At 65.8% G+C, this 18,287-nt stretch carries 14 protein-coding genes; 10 read left to right on the forward strand and 4 right to left on the reverse strand.

Annotation, left to right across the window (positions count from 1 at the left end; genetic code table 11):
* Window positions 1-19 precede the first annotated feature (19 nt).
* The 8 genes from ACSC1R_RS11810 to ACSC1R_RS11845 all read left to right on the forward strand — a co-directional run bounded on the left by ACSC1R_RS11810 (window position 20) and on the right by ACSC1R_RS11845 (window position 11,709).
* On the forward strand, window positions 20-1,912 hold the full coding sequence (locus ACSC1R_RS11810; RefSeq protein ID WP_439028712.1) for an acetate--CoA ligase: 1,893 nt from the start codon (window positions 20-22) through the stop codon (window positions 1,910-1,912).
* Window positions 1,913-2,307: 395 nt separating this feature from the next.
* Complete coding sequence (locus ACSC1R_RS11815; protein ID WP_439025941.1) at window positions 2,308-4,419, forward strand: bacterio-opsin activator domain-containing protein; 2,112 nt, start codon at window positions 2,308-2,310, stop codon at window positions 4,417-4,419.
* A 174-nt stretch (window positions 4,420-4,593) separates the two neighbouring features.
* On the forward strand, window positions 4,594-6,576 hold the full coding sequence (acs, locus tag ACSC1R_RS11820; protein WP_439025942.1) for an acetate--CoA ligase: 1,983 nt from the start codon (window positions 4,594-4,596) through the stop codon (window positions 6,574-6,576).
* A gap of 269 nt (window positions 6,577-6,845) precedes the next feature.
* Window positions 6,846-8,063, forward strand: coding sequence for a substrate-binding protein (locus ACSC1R_RS11825; RefSeq protein WP_439028713.1), 1,218 nt, complete (start codon window positions 6,846-6,848; stop codon window positions 8,061-8,063).
* 70 nt (window positions 8,064-8,133) lie between these two features.
* Complete coding sequence (locus ACSC1R_RS11830; protein WP_439025943.1) at window positions 8,134-9,078, forward strand: branched-chain amino acid ABC transporter permease; 945 nt, start codon at window positions 8,134-8,136, stop codon at window positions 9,076-9,078.
* Window positions 9,075-10,214: a branched-chain amino acid ABC transporter permease gene (locus ACSC1R_RS11835; RefSeq protein WP_439025944.1), complete on the forward strand. Its 1,140-nt coding sequence runs from the start codon at window positions 9,075-9,077 to the stop codon at window positions 10,212-10,214. Before ACSC1R_RS11830 ends, ACSC1R_RS11835 begins: the two co-directional genes overlap by 4 nt.
* Window positions 10,214-10,969 (forward strand): ABC transporter ATP-binding protein, encoded by a 756-nt coding sequence (locus tag ACSC1R_RS11840; protein WP_439025945.1) that lies wholly within the window; start codon window positions 10,214-10,216, stop codon window positions 10,967-10,969. The genes ACSC1R_RS11835 and ACSC1R_RS11840 overlap by 1 nt, the downstream gene beginning before the upstream one ends.
* Entirely contained in the window at window positions 10,966-11,709 is a 744-nt protein-coding gene (locus tag ACSC1R_RS11845; RefSeq protein ID WP_439025946.1) for an ABC transporter ATP-binding protein, read from the forward strand. Before ACSC1R_RS11840 ends, ACSC1R_RS11845 begins: the two co-directional genes overlap by 4 nt.
* Before the next feature lie 134 nt (window positions 11,710-11,843).
* On the opposite strand, the gene ACSC1R_RS11850 is transcribed toward ACSC1R_RS11845, so the two are convergent.
* Entirely contained in the window at window positions 11,844-12,584 is a 741-nt protein-coding gene (locus tag ACSC1R_RS11850; RefSeq protein WP_439025947.1) for a hypothetical protein, read from the reverse strand.
* Between the two features lie 118 nt (window positions 12,585-12,702).
* Between ACSC1R_RS11850 and ACSC1R_RS11855 the strand changes: the two genes are divergently transcribed.
* Window positions 12,703-13,491: a hypothetical protein gene (locus ACSC1R_RS11855; protein ID WP_439025948.1), complete on the forward strand. Its 789-nt coding sequence runs from the start codon at window positions 12,703-12,705 to the stop codon at window positions 13,489-13,491.
* A gap of 68 nt (window positions 13,492-13,559) precedes the next feature.
* Window positions 13,560-15,554 (forward strand): acetate--CoA ligase, encoded by a 1,995-nt coding sequence (gene acs, locus ACSC1R_RS11860; RefSeq protein WP_439025949.1) that lies wholly within the window; start codon window positions 13,560-13,562, stop codon window positions 15,552-15,554.
* A gap of 1 nt (window position 15,555) precedes the next feature.
* Here acs (ACSC1R_RS11860) and ACSC1R_RS11865 read toward each other — a convergent pair whose 3' ends face one another.
* The 3 genes from ACSC1R_RS11865 to ACSC1R_RS11875 all read right to left on the reverse strand — a co-directional run bounded on the left by ACSC1R_RS11865 (window position 15,556) and on the right by ACSC1R_RS11875 (window position 18,284).
* On the reverse strand, window positions 15,556-15,798 hold the full coding sequence (locus ACSC1R_RS11865; RefSeq protein ID WP_439025950.1) for a hypothetical protein: 243 nt from the start codon (window positions 15,796-15,798) through the stop codon (window positions 15,556-15,558).
* Between the two features lie 108 nt (window positions 15,799-15,906).
* Window positions 15,907-16,194 carry a DUF7520 family protein gene (locus ACSC1R_RS11870; RefSeq protein ID WP_439025951.1) on the reverse strand — a complete coding sequence of 96 codons (288 nt, stop codon included), beginning with the start codon at window positions 16,192-16,194 and terminating at the stop codon, window positions 15,907-15,909.
* Window positions 16,195-16,430: 236 nt separating this feature from the next.
* On the reverse strand, window positions 16,431-18,284 hold the full coding sequence (locus ACSC1R_RS11875) for a cbb3-type cytochrome c oxidase subunit I (RefSeq protein ID WP_439025952.1): 1,854 nt from the start codon (window positions 18,282-18,284) through the stop codon (window positions 16,431-16,433).
* Between the last annotated feature and the right edge of the window lie 3 nt (window positions 18,285-18,287).

Raw genomic sequence — 18,287 nt, forward strand, 5'->3', positions numbered from 1 at the left:
AGCCGACAGTCGTCCACCGATATCGAGTCTCCGTGCGACAGAGACGGTCGACCCACCGGCGTGGTTCGTCGACCAGGCGAACGTCGCCGACCCAGCGGTCTACGAGCGGTTCGAGGCCGACTGGCCGGCGTGCTGGCGAGCGGCAGGTTCGTTGCTCTCCTGGGACGACCCCTACGACACCGTCCTGGCTCGCGGTGACGCGCTCCGATGGTTCGACGGCGGCGTGTTGAACGCCTCGTACAACTGTGTCGACCGGCACGTCGAGGCTGGCCGCGGCGACGAGGAGGCGTTACACTGGGCGGGGCGGACCGGCGAAACGGCCACCTACACCTACGACGACCTCTACCGCGAGGTGAACGAAACGGCGGCGGCACTCCGGACCCTCGGCGTCGAGGCGGGGGACGTCGTCACGCTGTACATGCCGATGATGCCAGAACTGCCGGTGACGATGCTGGCGTGTGCACGCCTCGGGGCGCTGCACAACGTCGTCTTCTCGGGGTACTCGGCCGACGAACTCGCCGAACGCATCAGGCGGACCGACTCGGCGGTGCTGGTGACCTGCGACAGCTACTACCGGGGCGGAGCCGCGGTGAACCAGAAGAACAAGGCGGACAACGCCTGCCTGTCGGTCGACCACGACGTCGCGACCGTCGTCATCAGGCGGTTCGGTGACACCTACCTCGGAGACGACCAGTACGAGTTCGACGACCTCCTCGCGGCCCAGGCCGGCACGCGGGTCGACCCGGTGCCACGGGAGGCCGCCGACCCGCTGTTCGTCATCTACACCTCCGGGACGACTGGCGAACCCGAGCGGGTGACCCACACGACAGGCGGCTACCTCTCCTACGTCGCGTGGACGAGCCACGCCGTCCTCGACGTCGAGCCCGACGACTGTTACTGGTGTGCCGCCGACATCGCCTGGATTACCGGGCACAGCTACATCGTCTACGGCCCGCTCGCGCTCGGGTCGACGACCCTGCTGTACGAGGGCTCGGCGGACCAGCCCGAACACGACCGGCTCTGGCGCCAGATAGAGACACACGACGTCGACGTGTTCTACACCGCCCCGACGGCCATCCGCTCGTTCATGAAGCGCGGGGCGGCCGGCCCCGACGAGTACGACCTGTCGAGCCTTCGGTTGCTCGGGTCGGTCGGGGAACCGATCAACCCGAGCGGCTGGCACTGGTACCGCACCCACGTCGGGGGCAGTCGGTGCCCCGTCGTGGACACGTGGTGGCAGACCGAGACGGGCGGCATCATGGTCTCGACGCTCCCGGGTGTCGACGAGATGAAACCGGGTGCGGCCGGTCGGGGCGTCCCCGGTATCGAAGTCGCCGTCGTCGACGACGAGGGGGACGAAGTAGGACCCAACGTGGCCGGGTCGCTCGCCATCACCCGTCCCTGGCCGGGGATGCCGCGGTCGATGCTGGCAGACGCGGGCGACCCGGACTGGGCGTACGTCACCGGCGACCGAGCGGTACAGGAGCGCGACGGCTACGTCACGTTGCTGGGCCGGGCGGACGATGCGCTGACGGTGGACGACGAACCGGTCGGCGTGACCTCGGTCGAGGGTGCCATCGTCGAAGTCGACGGCGTCGCCGAGGCGGCGGTCGTCGAATCCGCGCGGCGGGACGACGTGGTCGCGTACGTGAGCACGACCCGCGACCAGCAGGCCGACCAGCAACTCCGGGGCGACATCGTCGACCACGTCGTCCAGGTGCTCGGTCCGGAGACCTGTCCTCGCCGGTTCGTGTTCACTGCCGAACTCCCGAAGACTCACTCCGGCAAGATAATGCGGCGGGTGCTGGCCGCCATCGTCGACGGCGACGACTACGGGGACACGAGTGCGCTTCGCAACCCGGAGACGGTCGGGGAGATAGAACTGGTCGTCGGACGCGAGGACACGGACTGACCGGTCCAGTGCTGGCTGTAGACCGGCCGAACACCGACCACTGACTGACTGTGGAGCGACTGGTCACTGACTGTGGAGCGACTGGTCACTGACTGTGGAGCGACTGGACACTGACTGTGGAGCGACTGGACACTGACTGCGGAGCGACTGGACACTGACTGCGGAGCGACTGGACACTGACTGCGGAGCGACGAAGCAGGACCCGGTCGAACTTCGTTGCAGGTTCCAGAGACGAAACCCTGGGCAGTCTCGCCACCTGCCTGTACCGTTCGGTCGTGTTCGGGTGATGGGACGTAGAGAGGGTGTATCAGGAAGTCGAACTGGTTCGTTTCGCGCGAACTGCCTGGCAAACGATACCAACGTTTTATTTCGTTGCAGCCACGATACCACGAAGCATGGCATTGGGCAACACTGACCGTGGTGCCCACGGGGTGCTCGAACGACACGGGTACGAGTGCCTCCTCCGTACGGCCACGACGGCGCGGGAACGACTCGTCCTCAGACTCGGCGGGGAGGTCGGCCTCCGGCCGTTCGAGATGGTGGCCGTGCGGCCGATGGACATCGCGCCACACGTCGTGGACGGTCGTGTCCGGTTCCTCCTCCGCGTGACCGGCGGCGACGAGCCACGCGACGCCTATCTACCCACTGACCTCGAACGGGACCTCTCGCGATACGCCCGCGAGAAAGGAGTCGGACGGGCGGACCCGTTGTTCGACGTCTCGGTGCGTCGCCTCCAGATGCTCGTCTCCGACGTCTCCTCGCGGGCGGCCGACCAGACCGGTCGCGAGGCGCTCGCAGAGGTGTCCAGCAGGGACCTCCGGCACTACTTCGCTCGCAGTCTCCTCGTCGACTGGAAGCTGCCGTCGTCGGTCGTCATGGCCGTGGGTGGCTGGTCCGAGCTGGGGAGTCTCGACACCTACGTCGACGACCCGACGCCCGGGGAGATTCTGGCCGCCTTCGATGCTGCGACCGGGTCTCCCGGCGAGGCGAGGGTCGAGACCGACTACGGGGTCGACGAACCGACGCTCGTCCTCGACGACGACGCGACGGTCGCGCGCGTGAACCGACGATTCGAGGCCCGCATCGGTCGGCCCGCCGAGGCTATCGTGGGCGAGTCGCTCTCGGCCGTCACGACCGCCGACACCGAGACCATCGCCAGCGTCCGGGCGGCGATGGCCGGTCTCGAACCGTGGCACGGGGAACTCACGTTCCGCGTGGCTGCGGACTGCTCGGTCCGGGGCGAGACGACCATCTCTCCGGAGAGCCCGTTGGCCGACGACCCGTCGCGTTTCGTTGCGGTCGTGGCGGCCGACCAGCCCCAGCCACCGTCGCCGGACGACCGGTTCGCCCGCGTCCAGCAGGCGATCAGTGAGGTGGGTGACGCCTACGCCGACGCCACGACCCACGAGGGCGTACTCGACGCGGTGTGTGCACACCTCGCGACCAGCGACGTCTACGAGTGCGTGTGGGCCAGCGACGCTCCCCCCGGCAGTCAGGCGGTGCCGACCGTCTGGGCCGGCGCGGACGACGGTACCATCGAACGCCTCGCGTTCACCGACCCCGAGACGGGGGGTGACGCTCTGGCGCAGACGGTCGTCGAGACCGGCGAGGTCACGACCAGCCTCCGGGACGAGACCGACCAGAGTCAGTCCGGCGAGTCGGACCCACACCTGGTCGTCGGGACACCGCTTTCCCACGGCGACTCGGTGTACGGTGCGCTGTGCCTGCTTGCCCCGCTGGAATCGCTCGGGGAGTACGAACGGCGGGCGCTCGCGACGCTGGGGGAACGCGTCGGCGAGGCGCTCACGGCAGCCGAACGAAAGCGCCTGCTGCTGGCGGATACCGTCCTCGAACTGGAGTTCGCCTGCACGGACCCGACCTCGTTCGTCGTCGCGCTCTCGGCGGAACTCTCCTGTACCATCCGGCTCGAAGGCGTCGTCCCCGTCGACGACCGGGCCCTGCTGTGCTACGTCAGCGCCGCCGGGACGACGCCAGAGGCGGTCCACCCGGTGGCCGAACGCCTCGTCGACGACGCCCGCCTCGTCACGGACCACGAGGACGCCTCGCTGCTGGAGGTCACCGTCTCCACCGACACGGTCGCCGGAACCCTGGTCGACCACGGTGGGAGCGTCGAGGAACTGGTCGCCGAGAACGGACAGGCGCGGCTTCGCGCCGAGTTCGCGCCCGAGACGGACGTCCGGGCGGTCGCGGACGCGGTGACGACGGCGTTCCCAGAGACGGAACTCGTCGCCAAGCGCGAGGTGGCCGCGGACGCGACGAGTACGACCGGCGTCCGGCAGTCGCTGTTCTCGTCGCTGACCGAGAAACAACTCGCCGTCCTGCGAGCCGCGTACCACGCGGGCTACTTCGACTGGCCACGTGACTCGACGGCCGAGGAACTCGCGGAGTCGATGGGCGTCTCCTCCCCCACCCTCCACAACCACCTGCGGCGCAGCCAGTACAAGCTCCTCGACGCGTTCCTCGACGGCCCGGACGTCGGGACGTGACCGGGGAGACGGTCTAGACAGCTAGCCGCACACCAGTGACGACGCGCCGAATACACCCTGTTCGACCCCCGTCCGTATCGTTTCGGGAATCGCACGACTGCACAGAGACTGTACCGGTTTATCATAGTTAGATACGGCGGTTATTGTGGTTGTCATTCATCATCATGGCATAGTATGGCAAACGAGGGGCCAGACGCGACGATCGAGGCACGGTTGCGAGAGCAGGAGTACTTCCGACCGCCGCCGGCGTTCGTGGGGCAAGCGAACGCCTCGGACCCGTTCATCTACGACGAGGTCGGGGACTTTCCCGAAGGGTTCGACCGCTACGCCGAGTTGCTCGACTGGGACGAGCGCTGGGACCAGACGTTCGACGGGTCCGACCCGCCCTTCTTCGAGTGGTTCGTCGGCGGGACGTTGAACGCCAGCCACAACTGCATCGACCGGCACCTCGACGACCGGAAGAATCAGACTGCGCTGCTGTGGGAGGGCGAAGACGGGGAACAGCGCAACATCAGCTACCAGGACCTCTACCGGCAGGTGAACGAGTTCGCGGCGGCGTTGCGCTCGATGGGCGTCGAGGAGGACGACGTGGTGACCGTGCACCTGCCGATGGTTCCGGCGTTGCCCATCACGATGCTCGCGTGTGCGCGAATCGGCGCACCGCACTCCGTGGTGTTCGCGGGCTTCTCGGCGTCGGCACTCGCCGAGCGGGTCGACTCCGCGGACTCCGACTACGTGGTCACCATCGATGGCTACTATCGGCGCGGGGAGTTCCTCACCCACCTCGACAAGACCGACACCGCGATGGACGAGCTCGACCACGAGCCCGAGGTTCTCACCTGGACACGCCACGACGAGCCACGCATCGAAGTCGACGACGACTACACGCTCGTCGCTGACCTGCTGGCGGACCACCGCCGCGAGCGGGTCGACCCCGTCTCGCGTGACGCCGAGGACCCGCTGTTCCTGATGTACACGTCCGGGACGACCGGGAAGCCAAAGGGGTGTCAGCACCGGACCGGGGGCTACCTCGCGTACGCCGCCGCCACGTCGAAGAACGTCCTCGACATCAAACCCGAGGACACGTACTGGTGTGCGGCCGACATCGGCTGGATTACGGGACACAGCTACATCGTCTACGGCCCGCTCGCGCTCGGCACGACCTCGGTGATGTACGAGGGGACCCCGGACCACCCGCACAAGGGACGCATCTGGGAGATCGCCGAGAAGTACGACGTCGACATCTTCCACACGTCACCGACGGCGGTCCGGATGTTCATGAAGTGGGGCGAGTCGTACCCCGCAGAGTACGACTTCGACTTCCGCCACATGACCACCGTCGGCGAGCCCATCCAGCCGGAGGCGTGGTTGTGGTACTACAAACACATCGGCGACGAGGACGCCGTCATCGTGGACACGTGGTGGCAGACCGAAACCGGCGGCCACCTCATCACGAACCTGCCGGCGCTCGACGACATGAAACCCGGCAGTGCGGGGCGTGCCTGTCCCGGCATCGAACCGGCAATCGTCGACGACGAGGGCGAGGAGCTCGAACCCGCCAGTGGCAAGGCGGGCAACCTCGTCATCACGCGCCCGTGGCCGAGCATGCTCCAGACGGTCTACGGCAACGACGAGCGGTTCATCGACACCTACTGGCGCGACTTCTCCGACGTCGACAGCGACGACTGGCGCGACTGGAACTACAAGGCCGGCGACGGTGCGGTGCAGGCCACCGACGGCTACTATCGCATCCTCGGTCGGCTCGACGACGTGATGAACGTCGCTGGCCACCGGCTCGGGACGATGGAACTCGAATCTGCCGTCGCCGAGGTCGAGGACGTCGCCGAGGCCGCCGTGGCAGCACGCGAACACGCGGAGAAGGGCGCAGTCCCCGACGTGTACGTGGTGTTGCGGGAGGGCATCGACGCGGATGAGGAGGTCCGCGAGCGAATCGTCGCCGCGGTCGAAGAGGAGATCGGCGCGTTCGCCCGGCCCGCGAACGTCGCCTTCGTCGACGACCTCCCGAAGACGCGGTCGGGGAAGATCATGCGCCGGCTTCTCGAGGACATCTCTAACGGCAAGGAACTGGGGAACACCACGACGCTTCGAGACCCGAGCGTTCCGGAGGAGATTCGGGCACAGGTGCAAGGCGACTGACCAGTCCACCACCCCGGTCAGCGACCATGGATAGAGGTATTTAAAAGATTTTTCTGGGTGGTGAATTCTGGCGCTATTGGCTCTAATGCGCAGGTTTAGCATGATAATTCGGTACTTTTAATATAGTGTGTTTCATGGTAGCTGTTGACGTGGCACGAAATAGCCAACATTCCCGGCGCGACCTGCTGAAGGCGACGACCGCGACCGGCATCGGGGCGGCACTCGCCGGCTGCGCTGGGAACCTGACGAGCGGTGGAGGACAGGAAGAGATTGGGAACTTTCCAATCGAGGGGGATACAGCGACCTACGGGTTCAACGTCCCGCTGTCGGGGCCGTACGGCTCGGAGGGCAAAGACGAACTGCGGGCGTACAAGCTCGCGGTCAAGCACCTCAACAACGGTGGTGGCTGGGTAGACACCCAGTTCGACGATTTGAACGGCAACGGCGTCGCGGGGAAAGAGATAGACTGGGTGAAGGCGGACACGGCCACCGACAAGAAGAAGGCCCGCGAGAACGCCCGCCAGCTCATCGAGCGCGACAACGCCATCATGATCTCGGGCGGGTCGTCCTCGTCGGTGGCGATCAACGTCCAGGACGAGTGCCAGAAGCAGAAGGTGGTGTTCATGGCGTGTCTGACCCACTCGAACGACACGACCGGTGCGGACTGTGCCCGGTACGGCTTCCGTGAGATGTTCGACGCCTACCACACGGCGGCGGCACTCGCACCCGTTCTCAAGAAGGAGTACGGGACGGGGAAGAAGTTCTACCAGCTGTACGCGGACTACACGTGGGGCGCGTCCGTCGAGCAGTCGATGCGCCAGTTCATGACCGAGCAGGCGAACTGGAGTCAGGTCGACTCCGTCGCCACCCCACTGGGGACGAAGAACTACTCCTCGTACCTCTCGGACGTCTCGAACTCGGACGCCGACGTCCTGATGCTCGACCACTACGGGCTGGACCTGGCGAAGTCGCTGACGCAGGCGACCGAGGCCGGGATGAAAGAGGACCTGACCATCGTCGTCCCGCTGTACAACCGGCCGATGGCGAAGGCCGCGGGCTCTGCCATCTCCGGCGTGTTCGGGACCGTCGCCTGGGACTCGGCCATCGACAACGAGCCGTCGAACCAGTTCACGGAGGCGTTCAAGAACGAGTACGACGGTCGTATCCCGTCCGGCCCGGCCCAGCTCGCGTACGCACAGACGCTGCAGTACTCCGCGGCGGTCGAGCGCGCAGGGTCGTTCAATCCGGAGAAGGTCATCAAGGAGCTCGAAGACTACCAGTACGACAACATCGGGATGGGGTCGGAGACGATGCGAAAGTGCGACCACCAGGCACAGCGGGCGGTGCCGGTCGTCAGGGGCCTCCCGGAGGACAAGATCTCGCAGGCGAACTACTACGAGATCGTCGAACTCACGCCCGCAGAGAAGGTCACGTACGGCTGCAACGAGGGTCCCGCTGGGAAGTGTGACCTCGGGCCGTACAAGTGAGGGCACAGCCGCGTAGCCGCCGAATTTCACAGAAGACGTTCATAATGTTACACAGAATCCAGGGTCGTACATGAGTCTCGCTACCACCGTCGTCTCGATACTACTGAACGGGCTCCAGCAGGGGTCGATATACGTCCTGCTGGCGGTCGGGCTGTCGATCATCCTCGGCACACTCGAGTTCGTGAACTTCGCTCACGGGGCGTTGTACATCATCGGCGCGTACTTCGGCCTCTACGTGGCCGGGACGCTCACCCTCTCCGAAGGGTACCTCTCGAACTGGGGGTACGGGTCACTCGGGCTGGAAGCCGGGTTCTTCCTCGCGCTGGTCGCCGTCATCGTGGTGGTCTTCCTCCTCGGACTGCTCATGGAGCGGTTCGTGGCGCGGTCGTTCTACGACAGACCCGATACGGACCAGATACTCGTAACGTTCGGGCTGGCCATCGTCGTCCAGGAGTCGCTCAGACTGCTGTTCGGCTCGAGCAGCCAGACCTTCCCACAACCCATCCAGGGGTCGGTGCCCATCGAGGGCGTCGCGACCACGTGGTGGCGCATCGCCGTCATCGGCATCACGGCGGTCCTCGTGCTCGGAGTGTACCTGCTCATCGAGTACACCGACTTCGGGCTCGTGGTCCGGGCCGGGACCGAGGACGCCGAGATGGTCCGCCTGCTCGGCATTCGCATCACCCGGCCGTACGTCGTCGTCTTCGGCATCGGTGCGGCATTGGCCGGCGTCGCCGGCGTGGTCGGCGGGCCGTTGAACCCCATCAACCCGACGGCTGGGACCGACATCCTCGTCCCCGCGTTCGTCACCGTGGTCATCGGCGGGGTCGGGAGTATCCGCGGGGCGGTCCTCGGCGGTGTCACACTGGGGCTGATACAGTCGTTCTTCATCCAGACGTCCATCGGGACCTACAACCTGGCCCCGTGGGCGCAGGTGGCCATCTACGCGATGGCCGCGGTCATCCTGCTCTGGCGGCCACAGGGCATCATGGGTGAGGAGGTGAGTACTGCATGACCGACGGTCGTGCAGACGCTGGACACGGGACCACGAGCGGGTCCGCACGCGAGGAGTCCAGCGACGGCCTCGTCGACCACTACGTGACGGTACTCGGTGACGAGGGGACAGTGGTACTGTTGACGCTGGTCGGCGTGTTGGTGTTCCCGTACCTCTTCGCGGGTGCCCCGGTCGTCAGCGACCTCCTGAACGGCTACTACGGGTTGACGACGCTCATCCTCATCTGGGGCATCTTCACGATGGGGTTCGACCTGCTCCACGGCTACACCGGACTGCTCTCGTTCGGGCACGCGGCCTTCTGGGGCACCGGCAGCATCGTCGCCGGCCTGCTGGTCGAGTACGCGGGTATCGACTACCCGCTGGTGCTGGTCGCGGCTGGCCTGCTCGCGAGCATCGTCGTGGCGTGGATACTCGGGATTCTCTCGCTCCGGCGTGGGGGAATCTACTTCTCAATCCTGACGCTCGCGTTCGGCCAGATGCTGTACTTTACCATCTTCGGCCCGCTCGGGCCCATCACGGGTGGTGAAGACGGCCTCCTGCTCGAGATTGGCGGGCTCGCGGGCGTCATCCCGCTCTCGGCGGGGGTTCCAATCCTGACCCCGCTCGGGCTCGTCGGAAGCTGGCTGTACCTCCTGGTGGCGGTATTCACCGTCCTCTCGGTGGCTGTCGCCTACCGCATCCTCAAGTCACCGTACGGGCTGGTGTTCAAGGCCATCCGGGAGAACGAACAGCGCGCGGAGTTCGTCGGCCTGAACGTGTGGCGGTACAAGCTGGTCGCGTTCGTCATCTCGGGCGCGTTCGCCGGCGTCGCCGGCGCACTGTTTACGGTGTACAACGGGTCGACCTCCGCATCGACGTTCTACTGGCTGGTCAGCGGGGAAGTCGTCATCATGAGCATCCTCGGGGGCGTCGGCACGCTGTTCGGGGCCTTCCTCGGAGCCGGTGTGTACCTCTACATGTCGAACGTGTTGAGTTCGACCGTCGGGGACAGCTGGCACCTCTTGCTCGGGCTCCTGTTCGTGCTCGTCGTCTGGCTCGTGCCGCGCGGGCTGTGGGGCGGCGTCCAGGACCTGAAGGCGCGTGTCTCTGGCGAGACGAGCCACGAGGCGGCGCGGGCCGACGGAGGTGAGCCCTGATGGCGTTGCTCGAGACCGACGGCCTCGTCAAGCAGTTCGGCGGGGTCACGGCGACCGACGACGTCTCTATCGAGATTCAGGAAGACGAGCGTGTCAGCCTCATCGGCCCGAACGGGGCCGGCAAGTCGACGCTCATCAACCTGATGACGCGGCGACTGGAGCCGACCGCCGGGGACATCAGGTTCAAGGGCGAGTCCATCGTGGGCCTGGAGCCTCACGAGGTCGTCCAGCGAGGCGTGAGCAAGTCGTTCCAGACCGCGTCGATCTTCCCGGACCTCTCAGTCGTCGACAACGCCCGAATCGCTGCGCTCGGGGCGGAACACGGCGACTTCCGGTTCAACTTCTTCCGCCGACTCGACGGCTACGGAGAGGTCGAAGGGGTCGCCGAGGAGACGTTGCGGTCCGTGGGGCTCTGGGAGCAGCGTGAGACGCGCGCGGCCGACCTTCCCTACGGGGACAAACGGCGACTGGAGATCGGTATCGCGCTGGCGGCCGACCCCGACCTGTTGCTCATGGACGAGCCGACGGCCGGGATGTCGCCCGAGGAGACCGAGGCGACGGTCGACCTCATCGAGCGCGTGAAAGAAGAGCAGGGGCTGACGTTCCTGCTCGTCGAACACGACATGGAGATAATCTTCGAGATATCCGACCGCATCATCGTGCTCAACCGCGGACAGGTCATCGCAGAGGGGCCGCCAGACGAGATCAGGGAGAACACCGCGGTCCAGGAAGCCTACCTCGGAGGTGTCGAGTGATGCTGCTGGAACTGGAGGACGTGAACGCACACTACGGCGAGAGCCACATCCTGCGCGACGTGTCCATGGGAGTCTCGGAGGGTGAGATCTGTGCACTGCTCGGCCGCAACGGGGCGGGGAAGACGACGACGCTGCGGTCGATCGCGGGAACCGAGCCGCCGGAGGTCCGCTCGGGGACGGTCCGGTTCGACGGAACCGACATCACCGACCAGAACCCCGAGGACGTGGCGGCTCGTGGCATCTCGTTCGTCCCGGAGGAGCGTCGGGTGTTCACCGAGTTGACGGTGGCGGAGAATCTGAAGCTCCCGGAGGTCGCGCGCAACCCCTCGAACCGCTGGGGGCGGTCGGCTGCGACCACCGAGTCCGGGCTGTCCCTGGATGCGGTGTTCGAGTACTTCCCGCGACTGGCGGAGCGACAGTCCCAGGCCGGGGGGACGCTCTCGGGTGGCGAACAGCAGATGCTCGCTATCGCGCGGGCACTGCGACAACCGACCGAGTTGCTGTTGCTGGACGAACCCTACGAGGGGCTCGCCCCGCAGATCATCCAGTCGGTGGAGGACGCCATCGAGCGCATCCGCGACGACGGCCAGACCATCCTGCTGGTCGAACAGAACGCCCACGCCGCGATGAACATCGCCGACCGGTGTTACGTCATCGACCAGGGCGAGGTCGTCTTCGAGGGCGCGTCGGAGGAGCTGGCCGCCGCCGAGGAGACGCGTCAGCGGTATCTCGGGGTCTGACACGGACGCCTCTCGTATCGCCTGACCCATTCGTATCCCCTTCCTATCGGGTAGCCACCGTCGAGCGTCGAAAACACAGAGAGGTCGCGAAGTACGATTTTCTGACGGTTACACAGGACAGCACGACTGACGAGTCACTCCTCCACTACCTCGTCGACGGTCGCGTCGGCGGCGATATCGTACTCCGCGGCGCGCAACACCCCGACGTGTGCGCCGGAGCCGATGGAGACCACCTCGCCGTCGACGGTCTCCACGTCGGCGTACTCGACCTCGACGTGCTCGCCGACGACCGTGTCCGCGACGAGGAACCCGTCTTCGTTCGACCGCGTGATTCGGACGCTGTCACCCTCGATGCGGCCGACGGTCGATTCGCTGGCGAGTGCCAGCGAGACCTCGTCGGCCCTGACGTGGTCGCACCGGATGCCGCCACGGACGTCGAGTGAGTCGGCTTCGATCGTCTCGCAGTCGACGACACCGCGAACGTCGAGTGAGTCGGCCTGGAGTTTCTCACCCTCCAGTGCACCGCGGACGACGAGTTCGTCTGCCTGCAGGTCGACGAACTGGGCCGCACCGTCGATCGAGACGGTGCCGGCGCTCGTCGGGCCGTCGGCACCGATGCTGCCGGTCACGGTGAGCGTGTTCGTGTGGAATGGACCGGTGACGCCGAGCGTGCCGGAGCACTCGACGGTGTCGGCGTTGACGGGGCCATCGACGCTGGTCGGGCCGGCGACGACGACCTCGTCCGCGTCGAGCGCACCCGTGATAGAGACCGGGGCGTTGGCTTCGAACCGGGTGCAGTTGACGGCGGCGTAGTGGGCGGGCTTCGTGACGACGACGGTGTCGCCGTCGACGGCGGTTGGTGTCTCGGTGGACATGCGTCTAGCCGATTCGCGCCAGCCCACTTCAATCTATCCTAGAATGTGAGTCGAGTGTGAGTCACAAGTGAGTACTTGGGGGACAAGCTTATATCTGGCCGGGGAGTAGCCGAACCAGATGAGCCGAGAGATTCGCATCACGATTGACGACGACGAAGTGTTCGAGCGCATGAAGCGGCGAAAAGAGGAACTCGACCTCTCGTGGGAGGAGACGCTCCGGCGCGGACTGGACCAGGACCGCCGCGGCCGCCGAGACTCACGTTCGACTCACACTCGCCCGTCGCGACCACCGTCCCCACCGACACCCCACGACCCCCACCGGGACCGCCGTCGCCGCAACCGGGGACGACAGGCCGAGCAGGGTCGGCACGACGACCACCAGCCACGTGGCGACCACGGCCCCGGTCACGACGACTTCGGCGACGTGACCCCGTTCGACCCCGAGTTCCAGGACCGACTCCGGGCACAGATCGAATCCTCCCTCCAGGAGTCGCTCTCGGGCGTCGAGACGGCGATGCGCCACGTCGAGACGGTCACCGGCGGGCTCGGTGACGAGATCGACCGGCTCTCGGACGCCGAAGACGCGGTCCTGACGTTTACGGACCTGCCAGACGACCCCGAACACCAGGTGCCTCTCCGCGTGAACCTGGCGACGAGCGCAGACGGACTGGACGTCGAGGTCGTCACCATCCGACAGGGCAAGGGCACGGAGGGAATGAACCGCTTCGCCCAGGGCGACCGAAAGACCATCACGGAGCGCGTCGCGACGGGTGGCACCGGCCTGCTCAGACTGCAAGACGGTGCAGAGGAGTACGCGGTCGTCCCGCGTCTGACCTGGGGTCGGACCGCCGAGGGCGAGCCGACGGTGACCGGCGTCGAGGTCGTCGAGGTCGTCTTCGGCGAGTAGTGTCGAAAACCCGCCGCCAGCGACGGGGGTGGGGGAATTTTTATCTCCGCCATACGTGAAGGGGTACCATGGCCGACGACACCGAGGAACCTGCGGTCGAACTGGAGGCGAGGCTGGCCGAACAGGACTCGTTCGAACCACCCGCCGCGTTCGTCGAACAGGCGAACGTCACGGACCCGGACATCTACGAGGCGTTCGAAGAGAACTGGCCGGAGTGCTGGAGGCGCGCGGCCGACCTGCTCGACTGGGAGCAGGAGTACACCGATGTCCTCGACGATTCTGACGCCCCCTTCTACGAGTGGTTCGGGGACGGCACCCTCAACGCCTCGTACAACTGCATCGACCGGCACATCGAAGACGGGCGCAAGAACCAGGCCGCCATCCGCTGGGAGGGCGAACTCGGCGAGACGCGGACCTACACGTACCTCGACCTCTACAATGAGGTCAACGCCTTCGCGGCGGCCCTTCGCGACCTCGGCGTCGGCGAGGACGACGTGGTCACGCTGTACATGCCGATGGTGCCCGAGTTACCCATCGCCATGCTGGCGTGTGCCCGCATCGGCGCACCGCACTCGGTCGTCTTCGCCGGGTTCTCCGCGGACGCGCTCGCCACACGGATGAACGCCGCCGAATCCGAGTACCTCGTCACCTGCGACGGCTACTACCGACGCGGCGACGCCCTCAACCACAAGGAGAAGGCCGACCGCGGGCTGCGACAGGTCGACCACGACGTCGAGACCGTCGTCGTGGACCGCCTCGGTGACGAACTGAAACACTTCCTCGGCAAGCACGCCCACGACTACGGCGAACTGGTCGACGCCCACGAGGGCGAGGAGGTCGAGCCGGTCGAGCGCGGCGCCGAGGACATGCTGTTCCTGATGTACACCTCGGGGACGACGGGCCAGCCAAAGGGCGTAAAACACACGACAGGCGGGTACCTCGCCTACGCGGCCTGGACCAGTCACGCCGTCCTCGACGTGAAACCCGAAGACACGTACTGGTGTGCGGCCGACATCGGCTGGATTACCGGGCACAGTTACATCGTCTACGGACCGCTCGCGCTCGGGACGACCACGATGATGTACGAGGGCACCCCTGACTACCCCGACCGCGACCGGATGTGGGACCTCGTGAACAGGTACCAGGTCGACGTGTTCTACACTGCCCCGACGGCCATCCGGGCGTTCATGAAGTGGGGCACCAGGTACCCCGAGCGTCACGACCTCTCCAGCCTGCGCCTGCTCGGGACGGTGGGTGAGCCCATCAACCCGCGGGCGTGGAAGTGGTACTACCAGCACATCGGCGACGAATCCTGCCCCATCGTGGACACGTGGTGGCAGACCGAGACCGGCGGCATGATGATAACGACCTTGCCGGGCATCGGCGACATGAAACCCGGCTCTGCGGGACCACCACTGCCCGGCATCTCCGCAGACGTGGTCGACGCACAGGGTGACCCGGTCGAGGCCGGGCGGGCAGGCTACCTCGTCGTGAACAAGCCGTGGCCGGGGATGCTCCGGACCCTGTACCAGAACGACGACCGGTTCGTCAGCGAGTACTGGCAGGAGTACTCCGACCCAGACGCCGACGAGTGGGTGTATTTCCCGGAAGACGGCGCGAAGATAGACGAAGACGGCTACATCACGGTCCTCGGCCGCGTCGACGACGTCATCAACGTCTCCGGCCACAGGTTAGGAACGATGGAGATAGAGTCCGCCATCGTCGGCGTGTCCGGCGTCGCGGAGGCGGCCGTCGTCGGGGGCCACCACGAGGTCAAGGGTGAGGCGGTGTACGCCTACGTCATCACCGAAGACGGCGTCGAGGGCGACGAAGCCTTACGCGAGAAGATAATCGACGGCGTCGACGAGGCCATCGGCCCCATCGCGAAGCCAGAGCGAGTCGTCTTCACGCCGGAACTCCCGAAGACCCGTTCGGGGAAGATAATGCGCCGCCTGCTCGAAGACATCGCGAACGACGAGGAACTGGGTGACACCTCGACGCTCCGGAATCCCGAGGTCGTCGAGGACATCGCCGCGAAGGTCCGGGAGGAAGACGCGGCGTAGTTCAGCCCTCGAACCACTCGTCGAGACAGCGCTCGTTCTGGAAGAACTTCCGTATCGTCTCACCCGTCTCCTCGTCCTCGATCTCGACGAGGACGTGTTTGCTGGCGAGGTCGAGCGACTCGCCACAGTGTGCACACGGTTCCGTTCGGTTCTTGCCCGGTCGCCAGTGGCTGTGCGGTGCGACGCGGACGACCGTCGCGCCTTCGGTCGGCGACGCTCTGCCGACGTACTCTGAAAGTGCCATACGGGATGTTCGAGCTCGTGTCGTATAGACGTTTACAAATTTTGATATGTTGTTGGACGGTCCCGTAACGACCGTTCGATACCGGACAGAACGACTATTGAGGGCTCCCTATCGGTCACCGACACTGGCGTCGTCGTACCGCGAAACGAACCTGACGAGCAGTAGTAAGATGCCGAGGCTCACGCCGACCATCGCCATCCCATACACCGCGAAGTTGAACGGTGTCACGGCGAACTCGATTCCTGCGATGCTCGCGACGTCGACGTTCCGACCGACGTCGACCGGGAGCAAGACGCCGACCGCCGCCCCGAACACGCCCGAGAGCAGGACGACGGCGACGTAGACCGTGAGGACGACGCGGTTTCCCTCGCGTCGGCCGGTGATGGTGTTGCTCACACGCGAGGGTTGGACCTCGTAACGATTAGCCTTTCCTTCTCGGCTTCCAAGCCCCGCGCATGACCGAAAAGGAGCTCATCGGTGTCGTCCTCGGTGCCATCGTCGTGCTGATGTTCGTGACCGGGTTCGTGCTCGTCCTGAGCTGAGGCCGTCATTCCTTCTCACGTCGACGCGAGGGCCACAGCCACGGCCGCGTCGCTCTCCATACCGAACCGCAGTAGAAAGGGAGTGTCGCGTTATTCGTCGTCGACGACTTCGCCGCCGTCCGTCGCGACTTCCTGTTCTTCGCCGCCGTCGGCGAGTGCCGTCTCCTGCTGGTCTGCGAACCAGTCCCACTCGTGGGACGGGAGCCCGTCAGTTTCGAGGTTCCACGGGTCGGGGCCGACGCGCGGGCCCTCGAAGTAGGACTCGACCATGTTCCACAGCCAGATGACCGTCGCGACGAGGAGGATGAACGCCCCGACCGTCGCGAGCTGGTGCATCAGCGTGATGAGGTTGATGGGACCGACCGTGATGCCCGCGTAGCCGGCGTACCGGCGCGGCATCCCGGCGTAGCCCATCAGGATCATCGCGAAGAACGTCAGGTTCGTCCCGATCATCGTCAGCCAGAAGTGTGCCTTGCCCAGCTTGACCTGGTACATGCGGCCGGTGACGAGCGGGAACCAGTAGTAGACGCCCGCGAACACCGCGAACGCGATGGCACCCATGATGACGTAGTGGAAGTGCCCGACGACGTAGTACGTGTCGTGAAGCAGGAAGTCGACGGGGACCGCGGCGAGGAAGACGCCGGTGACACCGCCGATGATGAAGTTCGAGATGAACCCGATACAGAACAGCATCGGCGTCGTGAGCCGAACCTTGCCGTTCCACATCGTCGTAATCCAGTTGAACGTCTTCACCGCACTCGGAATCGCGATGGCCAGCGAGACGGCCATGAACGAGGCGCGGATGCGCGGGTCGATACCCGTGCTGAACATGTGGTGTGCCCAGACACCGAAGCTGAGCACACCGATAGCCAGCGTGGAGTAGACGACGAACTTGAACCCGAACAGTTTCCGGCCGGCGAAGCGCGGGAGCACGTAGCTGATGATGCCCATCGGGGGCAGCACCAGGATGTACACTTCGGGGTGGCCGAAGAACCAGAACAGGTGCTGGTAGAGGATGGTGCCGCCACCTTCCACCGTGAAGAACGTCGTCGCGAAGTTCCGGTCGAGCAGCAGCATGACGAGCGCGCTGCCCAGCAGCGGGAACGAGAACAGGATGAGCGCGGACTGGGTCAGGATGGTCCACGAGAAGATGTCCAGCTTGTCCCAGCCAACGTCCTCACCGCGCTCTGCGAAGATGGTCGCGATGAAGTTGATGGCACCCATGGTGGCCGAGACACCGGTCAGGTGCAGGCCGAGCAGCATGAGGTCGGTCCCGGCGTTGAGCTGGGCGATGGTCTGTGCGGCGCCACCGGTCGCGGTCTGTGCGGTCGACTGCGGCGGGTACATCGTCCAGCTGATCATCGAGGGTGCGATGCTGTCCATGAACGGCGCGAGGAAGAACCCGCCCCAGATGAGGACCGCGCCCGGCGGCAGCAGCCAGAACGCGATGGCGTTGATGCGCGGGAACGCCATGTCGTCCGCGCCGATGAGCAGCGGGATGAGGTAGTTCGAGAACGCCGCGAGGATGGGCGTCCCGAACAGGAACAGCATCGTGATGCCGTGGCTCGTGAGCAGGGAGTTGTACAGGAGCTGTCCCTGTCCCACGCCGGCGGCCCCGGCGAGCGCCGAGGTCACGTCGACCTCTGCCGTCGCGAGTTCGGCCCGCATGATGACGACGGCGAGGCCGCCCCACGCGAACGCGACGATGGCGTAGATGCCGTACAGGATGCCGATGTCTTTGTGGTCGACGGTCGTGAACCACCGAATGAGACCGCCCGGTTTCTCTTCGTGGCCGTACCCGGTTTCGCGACTGACGATACCCGTGCCACCGCCGGCCAGCGGTGTGTATGTGCGCCAGTCCTCGAGGCGTGTCAGGAAGAAGGCCACGCCGAAGAGGACCACCGCCATCAGGGCAGTCAGCAGTATCTGTCCGCTAAGGTCCATGTG

Origin of the sequence: Haloarchaeobius ordinarius, assembly GCF_051801355.1 — an archaeon.
Taxonomy (GTDB): domain Archaea; phylum Halobacteriota; class Halobacteria; order Halobacteriales; family Natrialbaceae; genus Haloarchaeobius.